General features: G+C 70.6%; 19 protein-coding genes. 10 read left to right on the forward strand and 9 right to left on the reverse strand.

The genetic code is table 11. The features are described from left to right. Positions 1–140: 140 nt before the first annotated feature. The 3 genes from hpt (at position 141) to folE (ending at position 3,536) form a co-directional block, all read left to right on the forward strand. Complete coding sequence (gene hpt, locus HD601_RS11195; protein WP_184821879.1) at positions 141–692, forward strand: hypoxanthine phosphoribosyltransferase; 552 nt, start codon at positions 141–143, stop codon at positions 690–692. A 217-nt stretch (positions 693–909) separates the two neighbouring features. Continuing rightward, positions 910–2,931, forward strand: a complete 2,022-nt coding sequence (gene ftsH, locus HD601_RS11200) for an ATP-dependent zinc metalloprotease FtsH (protein WP_184821881.1) — start codon at positions 910–912, stop codon at positions 2,929–2,931. Between the two features lie 5 nt (positions 2,932–2,936). Beyond that, positions 2,937–3,536, forward strand: coding sequence for a GTP cyclohydrolase I FolE (folE, locus tag HD601_RS11205; RefSeq protein WP_184821883.1), 600 nt, complete (start codon positions 2,937–2,939; stop codon positions 3,534–3,536). 141 nt (positions 3,537–3,677) lie between these two features. On the opposite strand, the gene HD601_RS11210 is transcribed toward folE, so the two are convergent. The 5 genes from HD601_RS11210 to HD601_RS11230 form a co-directional block, all read right to left on the reverse strand. Beyond that, on the reverse strand, positions 3,678–4,463 hold the full coding sequence (locus HD601_RS11210) for an LLM class F420-dependent oxidoreductase (protein ID WP_184821885.1): 786 nt from the start codon (positions 4,461–4,463) through the stop codon (positions 3,678–3,680). Between the two features lie 76 nt (positions 4,464–4,539). Next, positions 4,540–5,256 (reverse strand): hypothetical protein, encoded by a 717-nt coding sequence (locus HD601_RS11215; protein WP_184821887.1) that lies wholly within the window; start codon positions 5,254–5,256, stop codon positions 4,540–4,542. Then, complete coding sequence (locus tag HD601_RS11220; protein WP_184821889.1) at positions 5,253–5,408, reverse strand: ribbon-helix-helix domain-containing protein; 156 nt, start codon at positions 5,406–5,408, stop codon at positions 5,253–5,255. The genes HD601_RS11215 and HD601_RS11220 overlap by 4 nt, the downstream gene beginning before the upstream one ends. 2 nt (positions 5,409–5,410) lie before the next feature. After that, positions 5,411–6,118 (reverse strand): GAP family protein, encoded by a 708-nt coding sequence (locus HD601_RS11225; protein ID WP_184821891.1) that lies wholly within the window; start codon positions 6,116–6,118, stop codon positions 5,411–5,413. Position 6,119: 1 nt separating this feature from the next. After that, entirely contained in the window at positions 6,120–6,308 is a 189-nt protein-coding gene (locus HD601_RS11230) for a hypothetical protein (RefSeq protein ID WP_184821893.1), read from the reverse strand. Positions 6,309–6,376: 68 nt separating this feature from the next. Between HD601_RS11230 and HD601_RS11235 the strand changes: the two genes are divergently transcribed. Continuing rightward, a complete protein-coding gene (locus HD601_RS11235; RefSeq protein WP_184821895.1) occupies positions 6,377–7,027 on the forward strand; it encodes a TetR/AcrR family transcriptional regulator in 651 nt (216 codons plus the stop codon). A gap of 34 nt (positions 7,028–7,061) precedes the next feature. On the opposite strand, the gene HD601_RS11240 is transcribed toward HD601_RS11235, so the two are convergent. Beyond that, positions 7,062–7,205 carry a GPGG-motif small membrane protein gene (locus HD601_RS11240; RefSeq protein WP_184821897.1) on the reverse strand — a complete coding sequence of 48 codons (144 nt, stop codon included), beginning with the start codon at positions 7,203–7,205 and terminating at the stop codon, positions 7,062–7,064. A gap of 144 nt (positions 7,206–7,349) precedes the next feature. On the opposite strand from HD601_RS11240, the gene purB reads away from it, so the two are divergent. Then, positions 7,350–8,783 carry an adenylosuccinate lyase gene (gene purB, locus HD601_RS11245; RefSeq protein WP_184821899.1) on the forward strand — a complete coding sequence of 478 codons (1,434 nt, stop codon included), beginning with the start codon at positions 7,350–7,352 and terminating at the stop codon, positions 8,781–8,783. Between the two features lie 374 nt (positions 8,784–9,157). Continuing rightward, positions 9,158–9,298: a hypothetical protein gene (locus tag HD601_RS11250; RefSeq protein WP_184821901.1), complete on the forward strand. Its 141-nt coding sequence runs from the start codon at positions 9,158–9,160 to the stop codon at positions 9,296–9,298. 124 nt (positions 9,299–9,422) lie between these two features. On the opposite strand, the gene HD601_RS11255 is transcribed toward HD601_RS11250, so the two are convergent. Beyond that, complete coding sequence (locus HD601_RS11255) at positions 9,423–13,751, reverse strand: carboxypeptidase regulatory-like domain-containing protein (RefSeq protein ID WP_184821903.1); 4,329 nt, start codon at positions 13,749–13,751, stop codon at positions 9,423–9,425. A gap of 341 nt (positions 13,752–14,092) precedes the next feature. On the opposite strand from HD601_RS11255, the gene HD601_RS11260 reads away from it, so the two are divergent. The 4 genes from HD601_RS11260 (at position 14,093) to purL (ending at position 17,848) form a co-directional block, all read left to right on the forward strand. After that, a complete protein-coding gene (locus tag HD601_RS11260) occupies positions 14,093–14,602 on the forward strand; it encodes a winged helix-turn-helix domain-containing protein (RefSeq protein WP_184821905.1) in 510 nt (169 codons plus the stop codon). Positions 14,603–14,676: 74 nt separating this feature from the next. Further along, on the forward strand, positions 14,677–14,928 hold the full coding sequence (gene purS / locus HD601_RS11265; RefSeq protein ID WP_184821907.1) for a phosphoribosylformylglycinamidine synthase subunit PurS: 252 nt from the start codon (positions 14,677–14,679) through the stop codon (positions 14,926–14,928). Beyond that, the gene (gene purQ / locus HD601_RS11270) at positions 14,928–15,599 is read left to right on the forward strand and encodes a phosphoribosylformylglycinamidine synthase subunit PurQ (protein WP_184821908.1); all 672 of its coding nucleotides are present in this window, start codon (positions 14,928–14,930) and stop codon (positions 15,597–15,599) included. Before purS ends, purQ begins: the two co-directional genes overlap by 1 nt. Then, positions 15,596–17,848 (forward strand): phosphoribosylformylglycinamidine synthase subunit PurL, encoded by a 2,253-nt coding sequence (gene purL, locus HD601_RS11275; RefSeq protein WP_184821909.1) that lies wholly within the window; start codon positions 15,596–15,598, stop codon positions 17,846–17,848. Before purQ ends, purL begins: the two co-directional genes overlap by 4 nt. On the opposite strand, the gene HD601_RS11280 is transcribed toward purL, so the two are convergent. Together HD601_RS11280 and HD601_RS11285 are read right to left on the reverse strand one after the other, a co-directional pair. Further along, complete coding sequence (locus HD601_RS11280) at positions 17,812–19,182, reverse strand: MFS transporter (RefSeq protein WP_184821910.1); 1,371 nt, start codon at positions 19,180–19,182, stop codon at positions 17,812–17,814. The two genes, purL and HD601_RS11280, sit on opposite strands and share 37 nt — an antisense overlap. Next, the gene (locus tag HD601_RS11285) at positions 19,179–19,772 is read right to left on the reverse strand and encodes an ArsR/SmtB family transcription factor (RefSeq protein ID WP_184821911.1); all 594 of its coding nucleotides are present in this window, start codon (positions 19,770–19,772) and stop codon (positions 19,179–19,181) included. Before HD601_RS11285 ends, HD601_RS11280 begins: the two co-directional genes overlap by 4 nt. Positions 19,773–19,801 lie beyond the last annotated feature (29 nt).

Here is a 19,801-nt window from a genome sequence, read left to right on the forward strand (position 1 = left end):
CGGAGCGGTGCGGGGAGGCAGAAGATGTGGAGCCGGCGTCAAGAGCGCACGCGGCATGCTTCACCGCCGCGAAGCGGAGCCGGCGCAGCATCTTCTGCCTCACCACACCCCACCGAAGCGGCGTGTGAAAGGCTGCCGTCGTGGATCCAGAACACGTCGATGGCGACCTCGAGAAGATCCTCTTCACGGAGGAGGAGATCCAGAGCAAGCTCGCCGAGATGGCGCGTTCCATCGAGCGCGACTACGAGGGCAAGGACCTGCTGCTCGTCGGCGTGCTCAAGGGCGCGATCATGGTCATGGCGGACCTCAGCCGGCACCTGTCGCGGCATGTCGAGCAGGACTGGATGGCCATCTCGTCGTACGGCTCGGGCACGCGGTCCAGCGGCGTGGTGCGCATCGTCAAGGACCTCGACACCGACATCACCGACCGGCACGTGCTGGTGGTCGAGGACATCATCGACACCGGGCTGACGCTGTCGTGGCTGGTCTCGAACCTGCGCTCGCGCGGGCCGGCGTCGGTCGAGGTGTGCACGCTGCTGCGCAAGCCCGAGGCCGCGAAGACGGCCGTCGAGGTGCGCTACGTCGGCTACGACATCCCCAACGCGTTCGTGGTCGGCTACGGCCTCGACTTCGCCGAGCGCTACCGCAACCTGCGGGTCGTCGGTACTCTGGCGCCGCACGTGTACAGCTGACGAGCATGCGATGTGACGGACTCGGTGGGCCGCCCCGGGAACACGGCGGCTCACCTGCGACGTTCCTACCATGTAACAGACCTGCCGGAATGGTCGCGCAGGCCCGCGCAAGGTATCGTCGGACGATCCGACACCTTCGGTGGACGTGCCGGGCGTTCGCGGCATGTGCTGAAGGCAGCCGATCATCAGGAGGTACGGGGCCGCAAGGTCTCGCATCATGAACGCCAAGCGATTCACGCGACCACTCATCTGGTTGCTCGTCTTCGTGCTCGCGGCCGTCGTGCTGAGCAGCGTGCTGGACCGTGCCGGGGGCGCGGAAGAGGTCGACACCGCCCGCGTCGTTCACGAGATCGAGGCCGGCAACGTCAAGTCCGCGAAGATCACCGGCGGCGAGACGCAGGAGATCGAGCTCACGCTGGCCGACGGCGACGACACCAAGATCGTCTCGCAGTACGTCGAGGGGCAGGGCCTGCAGCTGCAGGAGTCGCTGCAGAACCTCTACGACGAGAGCGGCACCAGCCTCGAGAGCTACAACGTCGACATCCCGCAGCCGAGCATCCTCTGGGGCATCCTCGGCACGTTGCTGCCGTTCCTGATCCTCGGCGCGCTCATCTTCTTCTTCATGACCCAGATGCAGGGCGGTGGCGGCCGGGTCATGCAGTTCGGCAAGTCCCGCGCCAAGCTGGCCAGCAAGGACGCCCCGAAGACGACGTTCGCCGACGTCGCCGGCGCCAACGAGGCCATCGAGGAGCTCCACGAGATCAAGGAGTTCCTGCAGGAGCCGGGCAAGTTCCAGGCGGTCGGCGCCAAGATCCCCAAGGGCGTGCTGCTCTACGGCTCGCCCGGTACCGGCAAGACGCTGCTGGCCCGCGCGGTCGCCGGCGAGGCCGGGGTGCCGTTCTACTCCATCTCCGGTTCCGACTTCGTCGAGATGTTCGTCGGCGTCGGCGCCTCCCGGGTCCGCGACCTGTTCAAGGAGGCCAAGGAGAACGCGCCCGCCATCGTGTTCGTCGACGAGATCGACGCCGTCGGCCGCCACCGTGGCGCCGGCATGGGCGGCGGTCACGACGAGCGCGAGCAGACGCTGAACCAGCTGCTGGTCGAGATGGACGGCTTCGACGTCAAGACCAACGTCATCCTCATCGCGGCGACCAACCGCCCCGACATCCTCGACCCCGCGCTGCTGCGCCCGGGCCGCTTCGACCGGCAGATCGCCGTCGAGCCGCCCGACCTCGAGGGCCGCGAGAAGATCCTCGGCGTGCACGCCCGCGGCAAGCCGTTGACCGAGGACGCCGACCTCCGCGCCGTGGCGCGCCGGACGCCGGGCTTCACTGGTGCCGACCTCGCCAACGTGCTGAACGAGGCGGCGCTGCTGACGGCGCGCAAGAACGAGAAGATGATCTCGCCGCAGGCGCTCGACGAGGCCATCGACCGCGTGGTCGCCGGCCCGCAGAAGAGCTCGCGCCTCATGAAGGACGCCGAGAAGCGCATCACGGCCTACCACGAGGGCGGGCACGCCCTGGTGGCCGCGGCGCTGCACCACACAGATCCGGTGCACAAGGTGACGATCCTGCCGCGCGGCGGTGCCCTGGGCTACACCATGGTGCTGCCCGACGAGGACAAGTACTCCACCACGCGCAACGAGATGCTCGACCAGCTCGCCTACATGATGGGCGGCCGGGCGGCCGAGGAGCTCGTCTTCCACGACCCCACCACGGGCGCGGCCAACGACATCGACAAGGCCACCACGCTGGCCCGTCGCATGGTCACCCAGTACGGCATGACCGAGCGGCTCGGCGCCATCAAGTTCGGCTCCGACCGGTCCGAGCCGTTCCTGGGCCGCGACATGGGCCACGAGCGCGACTACTCCGAGAACGTGGCCGGCGTCGTCGACGAAGAGGTCCGCAAGCTCATCGAGACCGCGCACCAAGAGGCGTTCGACATCCTGGTCGAGAACCGCGAGGTGCTCGACAACCTCGTCCTGGAGCTGCTCGAGCGCGAGACGCTGAACAAGGAAGAGGTCGCCGAGGTCTTCGCGCCCATCCGCAAGCACGGCCGCCGGCCGGCCTGGACGGGCTCGGCCACGCGCAAGCCGTCCGAGCGCGGCCCGGTCGCCTTCCCCATCAAGGTGTCGACCAACGGCCACCACGCTGAGGAGAAGGCCGCCATCACCGTCGCGCCCGACCCGACGCCGGTCATCACGCCGGTGCCGCGGCCCGAGGGCCCGGTCGAGGGCTGAGGGGCGTGAACGCGGAGCCGGTGCTGCCGGAGCCACCCGGGCAGTTCGACCACGCCCGGGTGGAGGCGGCGGTCCGCGAGCTGCTGATCGCCGTCGGCGAAGACCCCGAGCGCGACGGCCTGCTCGAGACCCCGTCACGAGTGGCGCGGGCGTACGAAGAGATGTTCCGCGGCCTGCGCCAGAACCCCGCCGATGTCCTGACCACGACGTTCGAGCTCGGCCACGATGAGATGGTGCTGGTCAAGGACATCGAGCTGGCCTCCATGTGCGAACACCACCTGGTCCCGTTCTACGGCTACGCGCACGTCGGCTACATCCCCGGCCCCACGGGCCGCATCGCCGGGCTGTCCAAGCTGGCCCGGCTCGTCGACGTCTACGCCAAGCGGCCGCAGGTGCAGGAGCGGCTGACGTCGCAGGTCGCGAACTCCCTGGTCGAGCTGCTGAAGCCGGCCGGGGTCATCGTCGTCGTCGAAGCGGAGCACCTCTGCATGACGATGCGGGGCGTCCGGAAGCCCGGTGCGAAGACGGTCACCAGCGCCGTCCGGGGCCAGCTGCGTGACGCGACCACTCGCGCTGAGGCCATGAGCCTGATCATCGGCCGGTAGACGGTCACCTCGGGTCGCCGGTGGGAGGGGATGCCGTCCCCGCCCGCCTCGCTCGTTCCTCGCTCGGACGCCCGCGCCTACCCCTGACGGCATCCCCTCCCACCGGCTCCCGTGGGGTCGGCTCGGCCTCGTCGGCTCGGCTCAGGCTCGGTTGGAGTTGTGGTTGTCGCGCCAGGCGGTCCAGGCGGCGATGGAGCCGAGATCGTACAGCGGGCCGGACGCGCTGAGGGTGAAGAGGGTGATGCCGAGGTCGAGGAGGTCTTCGGCGGCGGGGCCGGGGTGGCCGCTCACTGCCGTCGAGCGCTCGATCTCGTTCGGGTCGCGGCCGACCGTCGCGCACCAGCCGTCCAGCACCTCGGACTTGTGCCGCAGGATGCGGGCGTCGCCGAAGGCGTGCCAGATGGTGCCGTGCTCGGCGACGTGGCGCAGCGTCTTCTTCTCGCCGCCACCGCCGATGAGGATCGGGATGTCGCGCGTGGGTGGCGGGTTCAGCTTCGACCAGCGGCTCTTGATGCGCAGCAGCGCCTCGCCGAGCTCGTCCAGCCGGCTGCCGGCAGTGCCGAACTCGTAGCCGTACTCGTCGTAGTCGCGCTGGAACCAGCCGCCGCCGATGCCCAGGATGAGCCGGCCGTCGCTGATGTGGTCGACGGTGCGGGCCATGTCGGCCAGCAGCTCGGGGTTGCGGTAGCCGACGCTGCTCACCAGCGCGCCGATCTCGACCCGGGAGGTCTGCTCCGCCCAGGCGCCGAGCATGGTCCACGACTCGAAGTGCTTGCCGTCGGGCTCACCGCGCAGCGGGAAGAAGTGGTCCCAGTTGAAGACGATGTCGACACCGAGGTCCTCGGCCTCGGCAGCGGCACGGCGGATCTCCTTGTAGTCGGCGTGCTGCGGCTGGATCTGGACACCGATGCGAATCGGTCGGGACATGCGTGCCTCGTTCGTGTCGGGGGATGACCACAGGGACAACCCCGCGGCGCCGCCCCGGCATTCCGCCCGGCACGGACTACGAGCCGGCCCGGCGGAATCCGTGCAGGTCGGACTGGGTCTGGTTCACGTAGATGTCGCGTCCGCCGTCGGGATCGGGGAGCCGGACGGTGAGCCCGTAGTTCTCGTCGACGACGGTGGCGCCGAGCCCGTGACGCACCAGCCGCTCCGCCAGGGCGCGCACGTCGCCGTCGTACTCGAAGGACAGCTGGACGCCGGTCGGCTCGGGGCCGTGCGCCGCCACCAGCCCGCCGCCCGGCGCCGTGAAGTCGACCCACGTGCCGGAGTGCGCCGCGATGCGCACCGTCAGCCCGAGCCGGTCCAGGACGCCGGCCGCGCCCGGCACGTCCGGCGTGTACCAGAGCGGCAGTGCCGACAACGCCGGGTCGGCGCCCGGGACCGGCGCCGTGTCAGGGCGCTCGTCGACGTGCAGGCGCAGGCCGTCGGGCCCGGTGACCTCGAGGCGGCCGCCGGCCGACACCGTCGCCAGCCCGTTGCGCTCGCACTGCTCGGCCAGGGCGAGCAGGTCGGGCGCGGTGAACCCGAGCTCGGTGCCGGGCTCGTCGGCACGGACGACGGCGACCCGCCCGCCGCCCAGGGCGAGCTCGACGCCGTCGGACCCCGCCGCCACGCCGGACCCCGTCGCCACGCCGCCGAGGGCCTCGATGATCAGGACCCACTGCTCGACGTGCGGCGTGCGCCGGACCGGGCGTGCGGTGAGCACGGGCTCGGTCATCGGGGATCCTCCTCCTGGGCCGCGGCGAGATACTGCGTGAGTGCCTTCTCGACGAACGCCGACAGGCTCAGGCCCTCGTCGATGCTGCGGTGCTTGACCGCGCGGACGACGTCGGGCGGCAGGTAGACGTTGAACTGCACCTTGTCGGGCATGGCTAGAATGCTAGCAAGCTCGGGACCGCGTCACGGACCAGGAGCACGCCGGCGATGCCCATGATCCAGGCCAGAGTCTCGCCGGAGTTGGCCCGCAGCCAGTCGCGGAACCGCTCGAACCGCGACCGCACCCGCTCGCCGGCGACCCGCCAGACCACGTACAGCAGCAGGCCCGGCAGCACCATGACGACGGTGTAGCCGGCCAGCAGCGGCGCCCACTGAGCCGGGCTCAGTCCGGCGGAGGTCATCAGCCCGATCGCTGCGAGGTAGGGCAGCGCCGTCGCCGCCTCGAGCAGCCCGGTGGTGACGCCGAGGCCGACCATCGCCGGAATCGTCTGTGCCCGCCCGGCCCGCCGCTCCGACCGCCCGGCCGCACCGCTGGCGCCGTCGCCGTCCTCCCGCTCCTTCTTCTTCGTGGGCACGAACCAGCAGCCGACGAAGAGCGCCGCGCCGATGCCGGCCTGGACGAGGTAGGCGGTGCGGCCGTGCATCGCGTCGCCGAGGGAGTCGGTGACGGCGCCGAGCCCGGCCATGAGGGCGACGCCGAGGCAGAAGTAGAACGCCGCGACCGTCGCGAGGTAGCTGGTCAGCAGGCGGGCCGTGCGCAGGCCGCCGGTGAGCAGCAGGTAGATCGAGATGCCGATCGTCGCCGGGCTCAGGGTGTCGAGCAGCGCCAGGCCGTAGACCGGCAGGACGACGTCGAGACCCATGTCACCGGCTCCTGCTCGCGCGGGTCGCCCGGAAGACGACGGTCACGACGACCGCGACCACGACGACGACCGCGGCGAACGGGGCGACGTCGACGGCGGTCTCGCCGGTCGGCACGATCACCTGCCGCAAGTAGTTCGCGCCCGCGATGGCGATGACGTACACCCACCAGGGCGCCCAGCGGTCCTTCATGATGATCCTTCCCCTGTTCCAACACGACTGTGCGAAATAAATTAGCACAGTCGTGATAGAAAGGCCCCATGCCGAAGGTGGTCGACCACGAGCAGCGCCGCCGCGAGATCGTCGACGCGGTGCTGCGGGTGGTCGTGCGCGACGGCGCCGCCGGGGCGTCCGTGCGGACGGTCGCGGCCGAGGCCGGGTGGTCCACGGGCGCGCTGCGGCACTACTTCGCCACCCAGCGCGAGCTGCGCGAGTTCACCGCGCGCATGGTCACCGAGCGGGTGGGGGCGCGGATCCGCGCGTACGTCGGCGAGCATGAGTTCGCCCTGCCGCTGCCGGAACTGGCGGCGGGCATCCTGGAACAGCTGATCCCGCTGGACGAGCAGCGGCGCGAGGAGTACCAGCTGTGGCTGGCCATCGGGGAGTGGTCGCGGACCGACCACGTGGAGGAGTCGGCCCGCATGTGGGCCGAGCAGCGCGACATCTACCTGCAGATCGTGTACCGGCTCTCGGGCTACCCGAACGAACCGGTGCCGGCCGACGGCCTGGATCCGCGCGTCGCGGCGTGGGCGGAGTACCTGCACGTCTTCGTCGACGGGCTGGCCGCCCAGGCGATGTTCGTGCCCGCGGACATGCCGCCGGACCGCGTCCGTGCGGTGCTGCGGGCGTTCCTCGCCGAAGTGCCGTCGCTCGCGGACCGGTCCCGGTCCGCAAGCGACGGCGGCGCCTGACGTGCGCGGTGGCGCCTCGGCACCACCGCGCGGGTCAGGTGAAGATGCTCACACCGCCAGGGCCGACGAGCAGGCCGACGACGATGAGCACGATGCCCCACAGCATCTGGCCGCGCACCAGCGAGACGATGCCCGCGATGACCAGGATGACGGCCAGGATCCACAGGAGGAATTCCATTTGCTTCTCTTCCCTTCACTCCCAGGCCACCGGGGGTGCCGGCGGCGGCTGAGCTCGGTGATCAGTTGATGCCCGAACGCCCGATTTCCAAACGGGTGGTGCCGACCGGCACGTGGGGTCGCGGCGTGCGGGAGAATGGGCGTCGTGCCTGACAAGCCCTCGATTCCCGACGTCCTCGCCGCCCGCTACGCCTCGCCGGAGCTCACCCGGCTCTGGTCGCAGCAGAACAAGATCGTCCTCGAACGGCGGCTCTGGCTGGCCGTGCTGCAGGCCCAGCGCGATCTCGGCGTCGACGTGCCTGACGGCGTCGTCGAGGCCTACCAGGCCGTCCTCGAGGACGTCGACCTCGACTCCATCGCCGCCCGCGAGCGGGTGACCCGCCACGACGTCAAGGCGCGCATCGAGGAGTTCAACGCGCTCGCCGGCCACGAGCACGTCCACAAGGGCATGACCAGCCGCGACCTCACCGAGAACGTCGAGCAGCTGCAGATCCGCCTCTCGCTCGAGCACGTCCGCGACCGCATGGTGGCCGTCCTCGTCCGGCTGGCCGCCCGCGCGGCGGAGCACGCCGACACCGTCATGGCCGGGCGCAGCCACAACGTGCCGGCGCAGGCCACGACGCTCGGCAAGCGGTTCGCGTCGGCCGCCGACGAGCTGGTGGTGGCGTTCGAGCGGGTGTCGGACCTGCTGGCCCGGTACCCGCTGCGCGGCATCAAGGGCCCGGTCGGCACCGCGCAGGACATGCTCGACCTCCTCGGCGGCGACGACGCCCGGCTGGCCGAGCTGGAGCGGCGCATCGCCGGGCATCTCGGCTTCGAGCGGGTGTTCACCAGCGTCGGCCAGGTCTACCCGCGGTCGTTGGACCACGACGTCGTGTCGGCGCTGGTCCAGGTCGCCGCCGGGCCGTCGTCGCTGGCCACCACCATCCGGCTCATGGCGGGGCAGGAGCTGGTCACCGAGGGGTTCAAGGCCGGCCAGGTCGGCTCGAGCGCCATGCCGCACAAGATGAACACCCGGTCCTGCGAGCGGGTCAACGGCCTCGCCGTCGTCCTGCGCGGCTACGCCTCCATGGCGGCCGAGCTGGCCGGCGCCCAGTGGAACGAGGGCGACGTGTTCTGCTCGGTCGTGCGCCGGGTCGCGCTGCCGGACGCCTTCTTCGCGCTGGACGGCCTGTTCGAGACCTTCCTCACCGTGCTCGACGAGTTCGGGGCCTACCCGGCGGTCATCTCCCGTGAGCTGGACCGGTACCTGCCCTTCCTCGCCACGACGTCGGTGCTCATGGCCGCGGTCAAGGCCGGGGTCGGGCGCGAGACGGCGCACGAGGCCATCAAGGAGCACGCCGTCGCCGTCGCACTGTCCATGCGCGAGCAGGGCGCGGAGCGCAACGACCTGTTCGAGCGGCTGGCCGGCGACGAGCGGCTGGGGCTCGACCAGGCGCACCTGGACTCGCTGGTCCGGGCACCGCTGGAGTTCACCGGCGCCGCGCGGGCCCAGGTCGGCGCCGTCGTCGCCCGGGTCGACGAGATCGCCGCCGCCCACCCGGTGGCCGCGGCCTACACCCCGTCGCCGATTCTCTGAGAGCTGAGCAGCAGAAACCCCGGCTCGGAGTCCAAGCAACAAGGAGGCGCGCCGGGGTTCTAGGTCGGGATCGACGGTGTTAGCAGCACCTCCCCCGACAAAGCGGCCCCGGCGCGGAGCCACAGCAACGAAGGGCGCGCCGGGGCCTTGGCCTGGATCGTCGGTGTTGGAGCACCTCCCCAGGCCATGAATCAGCCTACAGCCATTGACCACACCGTGACCAGATGTCATCCTGAAGGGCTAACTACATACGGGATCCGCCTGTGTGTGGTTCATCGAAAGTGGATGGGCCACCGGGCGGACTGTTGGAGCGGTTCACTGGGTGGCCCCTGAGGGAAGGGGCTCTAGTGAGTCACAGCAACAGGCGAGGAAGCATGCTGGCGCGGCTGGAGACGGCCCGCAAGTACACCAAGATCGTCGGCGAGATGGTACGTGATGTCGCGCCGATCGTGATCGTGGTGGTGCTCCTCCTCCTGGGTGTTCCCCTGATGGAGCTCGTGACGCTGCTGAGGTAGCGGGCGAACCCGTAGGGAACGAACGGGGCTGGCGAGAGCCGGCCCCGTCGTGCGTCGTGGGCAGCCGCCGGACATGCCGCCGGGGGCGGCGCCGCAACGGCACCGCCCCCGGACGAGCACCCTCCTACAGGTCGGGCCGGTCGGTCACGCGCAGGGCGTTGACGATCGGCAGCTGGTAGCCGAAGCGGTCGTGGAACTGGATGTTCATCGCGCCGCCGTCGTGCTCGACGACGATGGTGTGCTGGTCGGCCCAGAGCCCGCGGACCTCGGCGGCGACGTCATGGTTGACCAGGACATAGTCCCCGTTGACGCTGACGTCGAATACGCGCCGCCCGGGCAGCATGTTGGCCTGGAACTCCGCGAACCCGAGCTCCACCTCGTAGGTGCCGGCCGGCACGTTGTCGAACCGGTAGCTGAAGATGCCGGAGCGCCGGTCCTTGAACAGCGGGTCGTCCTCGGTGCCGCCGATCGCCCGGTTGGTCGAGGAGGTCTCGACGCGCTGGCCGACCCAGCCCCAGGACCCGGCGGAGTACTGCTTGTCCGCCATCCAGACGTCCTGGTCCCTGTCGGTGTACGCGGCCCCGCCGGCGTTGACGCCGACCTGGTACGCGGGCACGAGCAGCGAGACCGGGATCTGGTGGTCCGGGACCCGTCCGGCGTTGGTCGCGATCGTCAGCGTCGCCTCGTAGAGGCCCGGCTCGAGGCCGGTGCTGTCGGCCGTGACCGTCACCGTCACCGACTCACCCGGAGCGAGCGTCCCGGACGACGGGTCCTCCGAGAGCCACGGCACGTCACTGGCGTTCGGGACGCCGGTGTCGACGAGGTACGCCGTGTTCGTGAGCTGGCTGGTCGCCCAGAGCTCGCCGGTGTCGTTCATCTCCAGGCCGGCGCCCGGGCCGTTGCCCTGCTCCGGGAACTCGATCGTCGAGATGGTGTCGCAGGTCGACGGGTCGATCTGGTAGATGAACGTGGTCAGCGAGCTGTTGACCATCCAGAGCACGTTCGCCGTCGGGTTGTAGGCGAGGCCGGCGATGGAGGCGTCCTCCGTCGAGCACTGGGCGAGGGTGGCACCCGGGTCGTCGTGGGACTGGCCCGCGACGGTGTAGATGATGCCCTCGTTCCAGCCGCCGATGTAGAAGACGTCGTCGACGGGGTTGTAGGCGAGGCCGCGCTGCGAGATGCCGTTCCACGGCGAGCCCGAGATCACGTACTGCTCGGACCCGTCGGCGGTGTCGAAGCAGTGGATCGCGTTGTCGCCGCCGACGTTGACCTGGCACATCGCGCCGCTGCTGGCGTCCAGTGCCATGTCGCCGTTCCAGACGCCGCCCCAGTTGCCCGAGAACACCTCGCCCGGCTCGCCGGACGTGGAGAACTGGTGGTTGGTGATGGCGTCGGGGTCGGACACCCAGACGTCGCCGTCGTAGCCGACACCCCAGGCGACGCTCAGGCCGGCGGTGTCCCACTGGGCCAGGACGTCGCCGGGCGCGTTCGGCGCCATGTCGCGCGACGCCAGCTCGGCCAGCTGCTCCTCGGAGTAGGTGCCGAGCGCCGTCATGGCATTCGCGTCGACCTTGGAGCTGCCCATGAGCGCCGGGGTCATCGCCGTCTGCCGGCCGGAGCCGCGGTTGACCTCGGTCGCCTCCCAGGCCAGGTCCGCCGAGCCGGCGTTGGTGATGGTCACCTCGCCGGAGCGGGTCTGGCCCTCGGTGATCGTCCAGGACAGGTCGTCGGACTCGACGACGGCGATGCCGGTGGGCAGCGCGAAGTCGATCGTGTTGACCTCGCCGTCCTGGTTGATGACGACGTCGTCGCTGCCGGTCGTGTAGCCGTCCCTGCTGGCCTGGATCGAGTAGGCGCCGAAGAACAGCTGCATGCGGTAGGCGCCGTCGGCGCCGGTGCTGACCGAGCGGACGACGGTGCCGTCGGCGGCCACCGCGGCCACCGTCGCGCCCTCGACCGGCAGGTCGTCGTTGGCGTCGGTGACGGTGCCCTGGACGATGCCGTTCGGCGGCAGGGAGAACGTGATGCCGGTGCCGTCGGCCAGCGCGGCCTCGTTGAACGAGTACTGCAGGCCGTCGGTGCCGGTGGCGTTCTCGATGCCGACGGTGGCGCTGTTGCCGAGCTCGCGCGCCTGGGCCGGGTCGAGGTTGCGGTAGCCGACGGTGATGGTGCCGTCCTCGTGCAGGGTCACGCTGAAGTCGACCCGGAGGTTCGCCACGTTGTAGAACGCGACGTTGCGGTACTCGATGACGAACCCGCCGTCGACGGTGCCGGTGTAGACGCCGCCGTCGGCCTGGATGTGCAGGTCGTCCCAGAGCGGCGCGATGGTGGCGTTGGGCGCCGCGGCACCGGGGATGGCGGTGTTGGTGTAGTTGGTGATCGGCGCGAGGAAGTTCACGTGCCCGTTCGAGGACAGGTACGCGGTGTCGTAGCTCTCGCCGTAGAACGGGAAGTCGAACGGCAGCGCGACCGACGCCGTCGACTCGTCCCCGGTCAGGGCCACCTGGGTGGTGCCCTCGGCGTAGCCCGACGGGCCCGTGGTGCAGAAGTAGCCGTAGCCGTCGCTGCGCGCCGGGAGCGCGAAGTCCAGCGTCGACGGACCGCTGACCGTCAGCGACTGCGTGAGCGGGTCGCTGCAGCGGCCGCCGTCGGCGGTCAGCTCGTACGTCCCGGCCGGAACCGCGGCGAACGTGTAGGTGCCGTCGGCGCCCGTCGTCGCGGGCTCGACCGGCGCGCCCTCGATGGTGACGGTGGCGCCGGCCACGGGGTCGCCGGACTGCGCGTCGGTGACGGTGCCGGTGACGGGATGGCTGTCGGCCGCCTCGAGTGCGACGTCGAGCGTGGTGGTGGTCTCGGCGGTGACAGTGGCCGTGGCGGTCGCCGTCGCGTAGCCGAACGCGGACACCGCCACGTCGTAGTCGCCGGCGGAGAGGACGAGCGAGTAGGTGCCGTCCGCGCCGGTGGTGGTCTCGCGCTCGATCGGGCCGGCGACGGTGACGGTGGCACCCTCGACCGGGGCGCCGGCCGCGGTGACGGTGCCCGACAGCGTGCCGGTCTCACCGGTCGGAGCCGCCTCGAGCAGCGCCAGCGCGTCGAGCCGGCCCTCACCCCAGACGTTGTTGTCGTCGGCCGTGCCGCCGCACTGCAGGTCCTCGACGTCGATGGCCGTCTCCTCGAGCAGCGCACGCGTGCCGGCGATGTCGCCGACCAGCGTCGGGGCGGCCGACCACAGCAGGGCGATGGCGCCCGCGGTGTGCGGTGCCGCCATGGAGGTGCCGGAGAGCGAGCCGTAGGCGCCGTTGTTGATCGACGAGCGGACGTTCACGCCGGGCGCTGCGATGCTCGGCTTGATCTCGCCGTCCTGGCCCGGGCCCCGGCCGGAGAAGTCGGCGATGTTGTTGTTCTGGTCGTACGCGCCGACGGAGAAGTTGACGGTCCGGCTGCCGGGCGAGCCGCTGGTCTCGCAGGCGTCGCCGCTGTTGCCGTTGGACCACACGCCGAAGATGCCGGCGTTCGCCCACTCGATGAGGATGTCCTCCATGAACGGGTCGTTCGACGGGAAGATCGACCCCCACGAGTTGTTGACGATGTGCGGGCGCTTCGTCACGTCCGGGTTGTCGCCGTTGAGGTCGGTCGGCGCGAGCATCCACTCGCCCGACGCGATGAGGTCGGCGTCGGAGCAGGTGTTGCAGCCGTTGGCCGCGATCCACGACGCGCCGGGCGCCACGCCGATCTGGTTGCCGGCGCCGTCGTCGCCCACCATGGTGCCCATCGTGTGGGTGCCGTGCGAGCTGCCGGCCCCGTCGAACGGGGTGTCGCTGGAGCCGGTGGCGTCGAACCAGTTGTAATCGTGATCGAACCCGGTCCCGGTGTTGCCGCGGTACTGCTCGACCAGCGCGGGGTGGTCGTAGTCGACGCCGCTGTCGATGTTCGCGACGACGATGCCCTCACCGCGGACGCCGAACTGCGACCAGACGTCGTCGGCGTTGATGTTGGAGATCCCCCACTCGACCGCGTTCGTGCTCATGCCGGAGGACGGCTTCGCGTCGACGGGCTCGGGCAGCTCGTAGGTGCGCGGCGCCCGGATCTGCTCGACGGCGTCGAGCGCGGCGAGCTCCTCGGCAAGGGCGCGGGAGCCGTCCTCGACGAGGATCGCGTTGGTGATCCAGTGGGCCTCGTAGCCGATGCCGCGTTCGTCCAGCAGTTTGCGGACGGTGGCCTGCGACTGGTCGGCGGTCGCCTTCAGCTGGTCGACCACGAACTGACCACGTTCGGCCCAGTCCGCGATGTCCGTCGCGGAGGTGGTCCGGGCGGACGAGGCGAACCGGACCCAGAAGTCGGCGCTGTCCTTGACGGCGTCCGGGTCGAACATGCCGGGCTCGATCTTCGAGGCCGGCTGGGCCGGCCGGCCGAATCCGGCCTGCGCCGGAGTGGTGGCCAGAACGGCCGACACCAAGGCGAAGACCGAGAGTACGGCGGCGAGATATCGCCACCTTCGAGGGGATTGGAGCTGCACGGGGACCTCCAGGGTCGGCGTGCGACATGACGAAGGCAGGTGACCGGGGCGCCATGTCACACTTGTCCGAAATGCGGTGGCGCCATCCTCGCTACGTCCGGCTAGCGCTACAAGGTCGGTTCATGGGCAAGACCGAGGCCGTTGATGGGCGCTGTCTGGCGGATTGACTGCAGGATGCCCGGGATTTAACCGGAAATATTCCGCGAGACATACCAAACCGTCGTGAAACCTGTCATGCTGCCAAGCAATCGGTGGGGCGGTTTGCAGGGAGTTGGTGCATGGTGTCCGCAGCGCCATACATTGAAACGATCACGCCATTCGTCATCTGTGTCGGCACGACACTCGAGGACTCGACCGCGATCGCCCAGGCGATCGACCGGCGCGCCATCGTGATGGTGGCCCCCGACCCCGAGGCGGCCCGCCGGCTGCTGGTCGGCGAGGCCACCGTCCCGGACAGCCCGGCCGGCGTCGAGGACCTCGACCAGCGCGTCATCGAACGCGGGTGTCTGCGCGTCGACCTGGTGTCGCGTCAGGTCACCTGGGGCGACGTCGACATCGCGCTCAGCGCCCGCGAGTTCGACCTGCTGGCGACGCTGGCCACCGAGGCCGGCCGGGTGTGGACGTTCGAGGAGCTCATGGCCCGCATCTGGAAGACCCGCTACCTCGGCGACTCCGACCCCGTCGTGTCGGCGGTGAAGCGGCTGCGCCGGCGGCTGGCGCTCGTGGTCGACGAGCTGCGGGTGGTCTCGGTGCGCGGCGTGGGCTTCCGGCTGGTCGTCCCGGACTGATCCGCGTCCGACGGCGGCGAATAGGTATCCTGGGGCACGTTCCCTGGTACTTCTGCCGCGCGAGGAGCGTGCCCGTGGCCCGCGTCGTTGTCGACGTCATGCTCAAACCCGAGATTCTCGACCCGCAGGGCAAAGCCGTGCAGGGGGCGTTCGGCCGCCTGGGCTTCGACGGCGTCGCCTCGGTCCGGCAAGGCAAGCGGTTCGAGATCGAGCTCGACGGCGAGGCCACGCCCGAGGCGGTGGCCGAGATCGAGCGCGCCGCCGCCACGCTGCTGGCCAACCCGGTCATCGAGGACTTCACCGTCCACGTGGAGGCCGGCGTCTGATGCGCATCGGCGTCGTCACGTTCCCCGGCTCCCTCGACGACCGCGACGCCGCCCGCGCCGTGCGGGTCGCCGGCGGCGAGGCGGTCTCGCTCTGGCACGGTGACGCCGACCTGCACGGGGTCGATGCCGTGGTGCTGCCGGGCGGCTTCTCCTACGGCGACTACCTGCGCTGCGGCGCCATCGCCCGGTTCGCCCCCGTCATGGAGCGCGTCGTCGACGCCGCCCGCGGCGGGCTGCCGGTGCTGGGCATCTGCAACGGCTTCCAGATCCTCTGCGAGTCGCACCTGCTGCCGGGCGCGCTGATCCGCAACGACCACCGCAAGTTCGTCTGCCGCGACCAGCCGCTGCGGGTCGAGTCGGTGTCGACGGCGTGGACGTCCGGCTACGAGGCGGGGCAGCAGGTCGTCATCCCGCTGAAGAACGGCGAGGGCGGCTACGTGGCCGACGAGCGCACTCTCGACGAGCTCGAGGGCGAGGGCCGGGTCGTCGTTCGCTACCTCGGCGACAACCCCAACGGGTCCTACCGCGACATCGCCGGCGTCACCAACGCCCGCGGCAACGTCGTCGGGCTCATGCCGCACCCCGAGCACGCGGTCGAGTCGCTGACCGGGCCCGGCACCGACGGCCTCGGCTTCTTCACGTCCGTCCTGGAAGGACTGGTCCGTTCGTGATCGACACCGTCGAGCTGGCGGCCAAGACGCCCGACCAGCCGCAGCCCTGGGACGAGCTCGGCCTCAAGGCCGACGAGTACCAGCGCATCCGCGACATCCTCGCCCGCCGGCCCACCAACGCCGAGCTGGCCATGTACAGCGTCATGTGGTCCGAGCACTGCTCGTACAAGTCGTCCAAGGTGCACCTGCGCCAGTTCGGCGAGAAGGCGCCGCAGTCCGACGCGCTGCTCGTCGGCATGGGGCAGAACGCCGGCGTCGTCGACATCGGCCACGGCTACGCGGTCACGTTCAAGATCGAGTCGCACAACCACCCGTCCTATGTCGAGCCGTACCAGGGCGCGGCCACGGGCGTCGGCGGCATCGTCCGCGACATCCTCGCCATGGGCGCCCGGCCGGTCGCCGTCATGGACTCCCTGCGCTTCGGCCCGCTCGACGCCGACGACACGCACCGGGTGCTGCCCGGCGTGGTGGCCGGCGTCGGCGGCTACGGCAACTGCCTGGGCCTGCCCAACATCGGCGGCGAGGTGGTCTTCGACCCGTCGTACGCCGCGAACCCACTGGTCAACGCCCTGTGCGTCGGCGTCATGAAGCACGAGGACATCCACCTGGCCAACGCCACCGGCGTCGGCAACAAGGTGGTGCTGTTCGGGGCGCGCACCGGCGGCGACGGCATCGGCGGCGCGTCCATCCTGGCCTCGGAGTCCTTCGACGACAGCAAGCCGTCGAAGCGCCCGGCGGTGCAGGTCGGCGACCCGTTCATGGAGAAGGTGCTCATCGAGTGCTGCCTCGAGCTGTTCGAGGCGCGCGTCGTCGAGGCCATCCAGGACCTCGGCGCGGCCGGCATCTCCTGCGCGACGTCCGAGCTGGCCAGCAACGGTGACGGCGGCATGTACGTCCAGCTCGAGAAGGTGCTGCTGCGCGACCCCAGCCTGACGCCCGGCGAGATCATGATGTCGGAGTCGCAGGAGCGCATGATGGGCGTCGTCACGCCCGAGAACCTCGACGCGTTCCTCGCCATCACCGCCAAGTGGGACGTCGAGACCGCCGTCATCGGCGAGGTCACCGGCACCGGCCGGCTGATCATCGACTGGCACGGCGAGACCATCGTCGACGTCGACCCGCGCACCGTGGCGCACGACGGCCCGGTCTACGAGCGGCCGTTCGCGCGTCCGGACTGGCAGGACTCGCTGCAGGCGGACCGGCCGGACGAGCTGCCCCGACCGAGCACCGGTGACGAGCTGCGCGGCACCCTGCTGCGGCTGCTGGCGTCGCCGAACCTCGCCTCGAAGGCCTGGATCACCGACCAGTACGACCGCTACGTGCTCGGCAACACCGTGCTCGCGCAGCCCGAGGACGCCGGCGTGCTGCGCATCGACGAGGCGACCGGGCTGGGCGTGGCCATCGCCACCGACGGCAACGGCCGCTACGCCAAGCTCGACCCGTACACCGGGGCGCAGCTGGCGCTGGCCGAGGCCTACCGCAACGTCGCCACCACGGGCGCCACGCCCATCGCCGTCACCGACGGCCTCAACTTCGGCTCGCCCGAGGACCCCGCCGTCATGTGGCAGTTCGCTGAGGCGATCCGCGGCCTGGCCGACGGCTGCCAGGCGCTCGGCACCCCTGTCACCGGCGGCAACGTGTCGCTGTACAACCAGACCGGCGACACCGCGATCCTGCCGACGGCCATCGTGGGCGTGCTCGGCGTGCTCGACGACGTCGCCCGGCGCACGCCGCAGGGCTTCCGCGAGTCCGGTCAGGTCATCTACCTGCTCGGCGAGACCCGCGACGAGTTCGGCGGCTCCGAGTGGGCCTGGGCCGAGCACCAGCACCTGGGCGGGCTGCCGCCGTCGGTCGACCTCGCCGCCGAGCGCGAGCTGGCCGAGATCCTGGTCAACGCCTCACGCGACGGGCTGATCGACGCCGCGCACGACCTCTCCGACGGCGGGCTGGCCGTGGCGCTGGTCGAGTCGGTGCTGCGCCACGGCGTGGGCGCGCGGGTGTGGGTGCCCGACGGCATCGACCCGTTCGTGTTCCTGTTCTCGGAGTCGCAGGCCCGCGCCATCGTGGCGGTGCCGCGGTCCGAGGAGGTGCGCTTCACCGACATGTGCTCGGCGCGGCGGTACCCGCACCAGCGCATCGGCGTGGTCGACGACGGCGGCGAGCTCGACCTGCAGGGACTGTTCACGGTGCCGGTCGGCGAGCTGCGCACGGCTCACGAGTCGACACTGTCCTCCACCTTCGAGGCCTGAGCGTCGTCCGCCGCGGCCTTGGCCGCCGCGATGCGGGCGTTGGTGAGCCGCGGCAGCGCGTAGAGCACCATCACCACGTGCGCCGCCGCTGCGACCAGGAACGGCAGTCGTAGCGCCCACTCGCGGCCGAGCCAGGTGTCGCCGACGGTCACCAGCACGCCGCCGAGCAGGGTGCCGAGCGAGATGGCGCCCCAGCCGAAGAACCGGTAGACGGAGTTGACCCGGCCGAGCAGGTGGTCGGGGATGATGCTCTGCCGCATCGATACCGTGATGACGTTCCACAGCACGATGAAGAAGCCCTCGACGACGAACACCGCATAGACCACGAACGGCGACGACACCAGCCCGATGGCGCCCAGGCTGCCGCCGAGCGCGATCAGCGACACGAACAGTGACGTGCCGGGGCCGATGCGGGCGCTGACGCGGTGGGCGACCAGTGACCCGAGCACCGCGCCGACCGCCGTCCCGGACATCAGGATGCCGAACTCCGTCGCGTTCAGGTCGAGGATCTCCTGCGCGACCAGCACGTAGATGGCCATGGCCGCGGCGCTCAGGCCGTTCGCGGCACCGAGCAGGAAGGCCAGCGAGCGCAGCAGGTGGTGGTTCCACAGCCAGCGCAGGCCCTCGCCGATCTCAGTCCGCCAGTTGATCCGGCCACTGGTGACCTTGCCCTTCGGGGCGAACTGCCCGGCCAGCATGAACACCAGCCCGGCCGCGATGGCGAAGGTGCCGGCGTTGACAAAGAACGGCAGCGCGAACGCCAGGCCGAGCAGCAGGCCGGCCAGCGGCGGCCCGACGAAGTTGTTGACGACGACCTCGGCGCCCCACATGCGCCCGTTGGCCTTCTCGAGCCGGTCCTTCTCGACGATCGACGGCAGCAGTGTCTGCGCGGTGTTGTCGCGCAGCACCTCGGCGGTGCCGAGGAGGAACGCCATCAGGTACAGCAGGACCAGCAGGACGGTGCCGTTCGCGGGCAGGTCCGCGGTGCCGCCGGCGATCTCGTCCGGGGTCGCCAGATCGGACTGCCAGGCCAGTACCGCGACGGCGAAGGCGCCCATGACCACGAACCGCAGGACGTCCATGGCGGCGACCAGTTTGCGGCGGTCGAGGCGATCGGTGATGACGCCGGCCGGCAGCGAGAACAGCAGCCACGGCAGCCGGGTGACCAGCGTGACCAGCGCGATCTGCAACGGGTCGCGGGTGACGGCCGTGGCCAGCCACGGGATGGCGACCGCCGAGAGGCCGTCACCGAAGTTCGAGACGACCGACGCGCTCCACAGCTTCCAGTAGTTGCGGCCCAGCCCGGCCTTCGCGGGTGCTTCGGTGGTCGTCATGCGTCGTCGCCCTTCGGTTCGGGAAGGTGGCCCCGTCCCGTCGGGTACACGCCCACCAGCAGGCCGAACGTCACCTCGCCACCGCGTGGCTGGCGGGAGAACTCGTCGAGCAGGTCGAGCAGCCGCTGCTCCCACTCGGCGGCACGCTCGACCGGGATGCGCGCGAAACGGCTGTTCGTCAGCGTGGGCAGGTTCTTGTACGCCGCCGGGATCTGGGCGATCTCGGCCATCGTCTCGGCCAGCAGGCCCTTGGGATCCAGTCCGATGCCCTCGAACGCCGCCTTGTCCCAGTCGTGGTACAGGAACACTCGCGCGGTGCGGCCGTAGTAGCGGGCCTCGATGGCGCGGACCTGCTTGGTGCGGACCACGTGCACGAGCCCCGCGTACTCGAGGACCTTGAGGTGGTGGCCGACCGTCCCCTTGGGCTTGTCGAGCGCGACCGCCAGCTCCGACGTCGTGGCGGCGCGCTCGAGCAGCAGGTGGACGATCTTCATGCGGGTGTCGTCGAACAGGGCCCGGTACTGGGCCGGCTCGGTCAGCTCGAGCTCGTCGGGGAGTTCATAGTCTGGAACGGCCGACTGGTCTGCCATTCCCGTATGGTCGGCTGATCCCGACCATT

It is taken from the genome of Jiangella mangrovi, assembly GCF_014204975.1.
Lineage (GTDB): Bacteria > Actinomycetota > Actinomycetes > Jiangellales > Jiangellaceae > Jiangella > Jiangella mangrovi.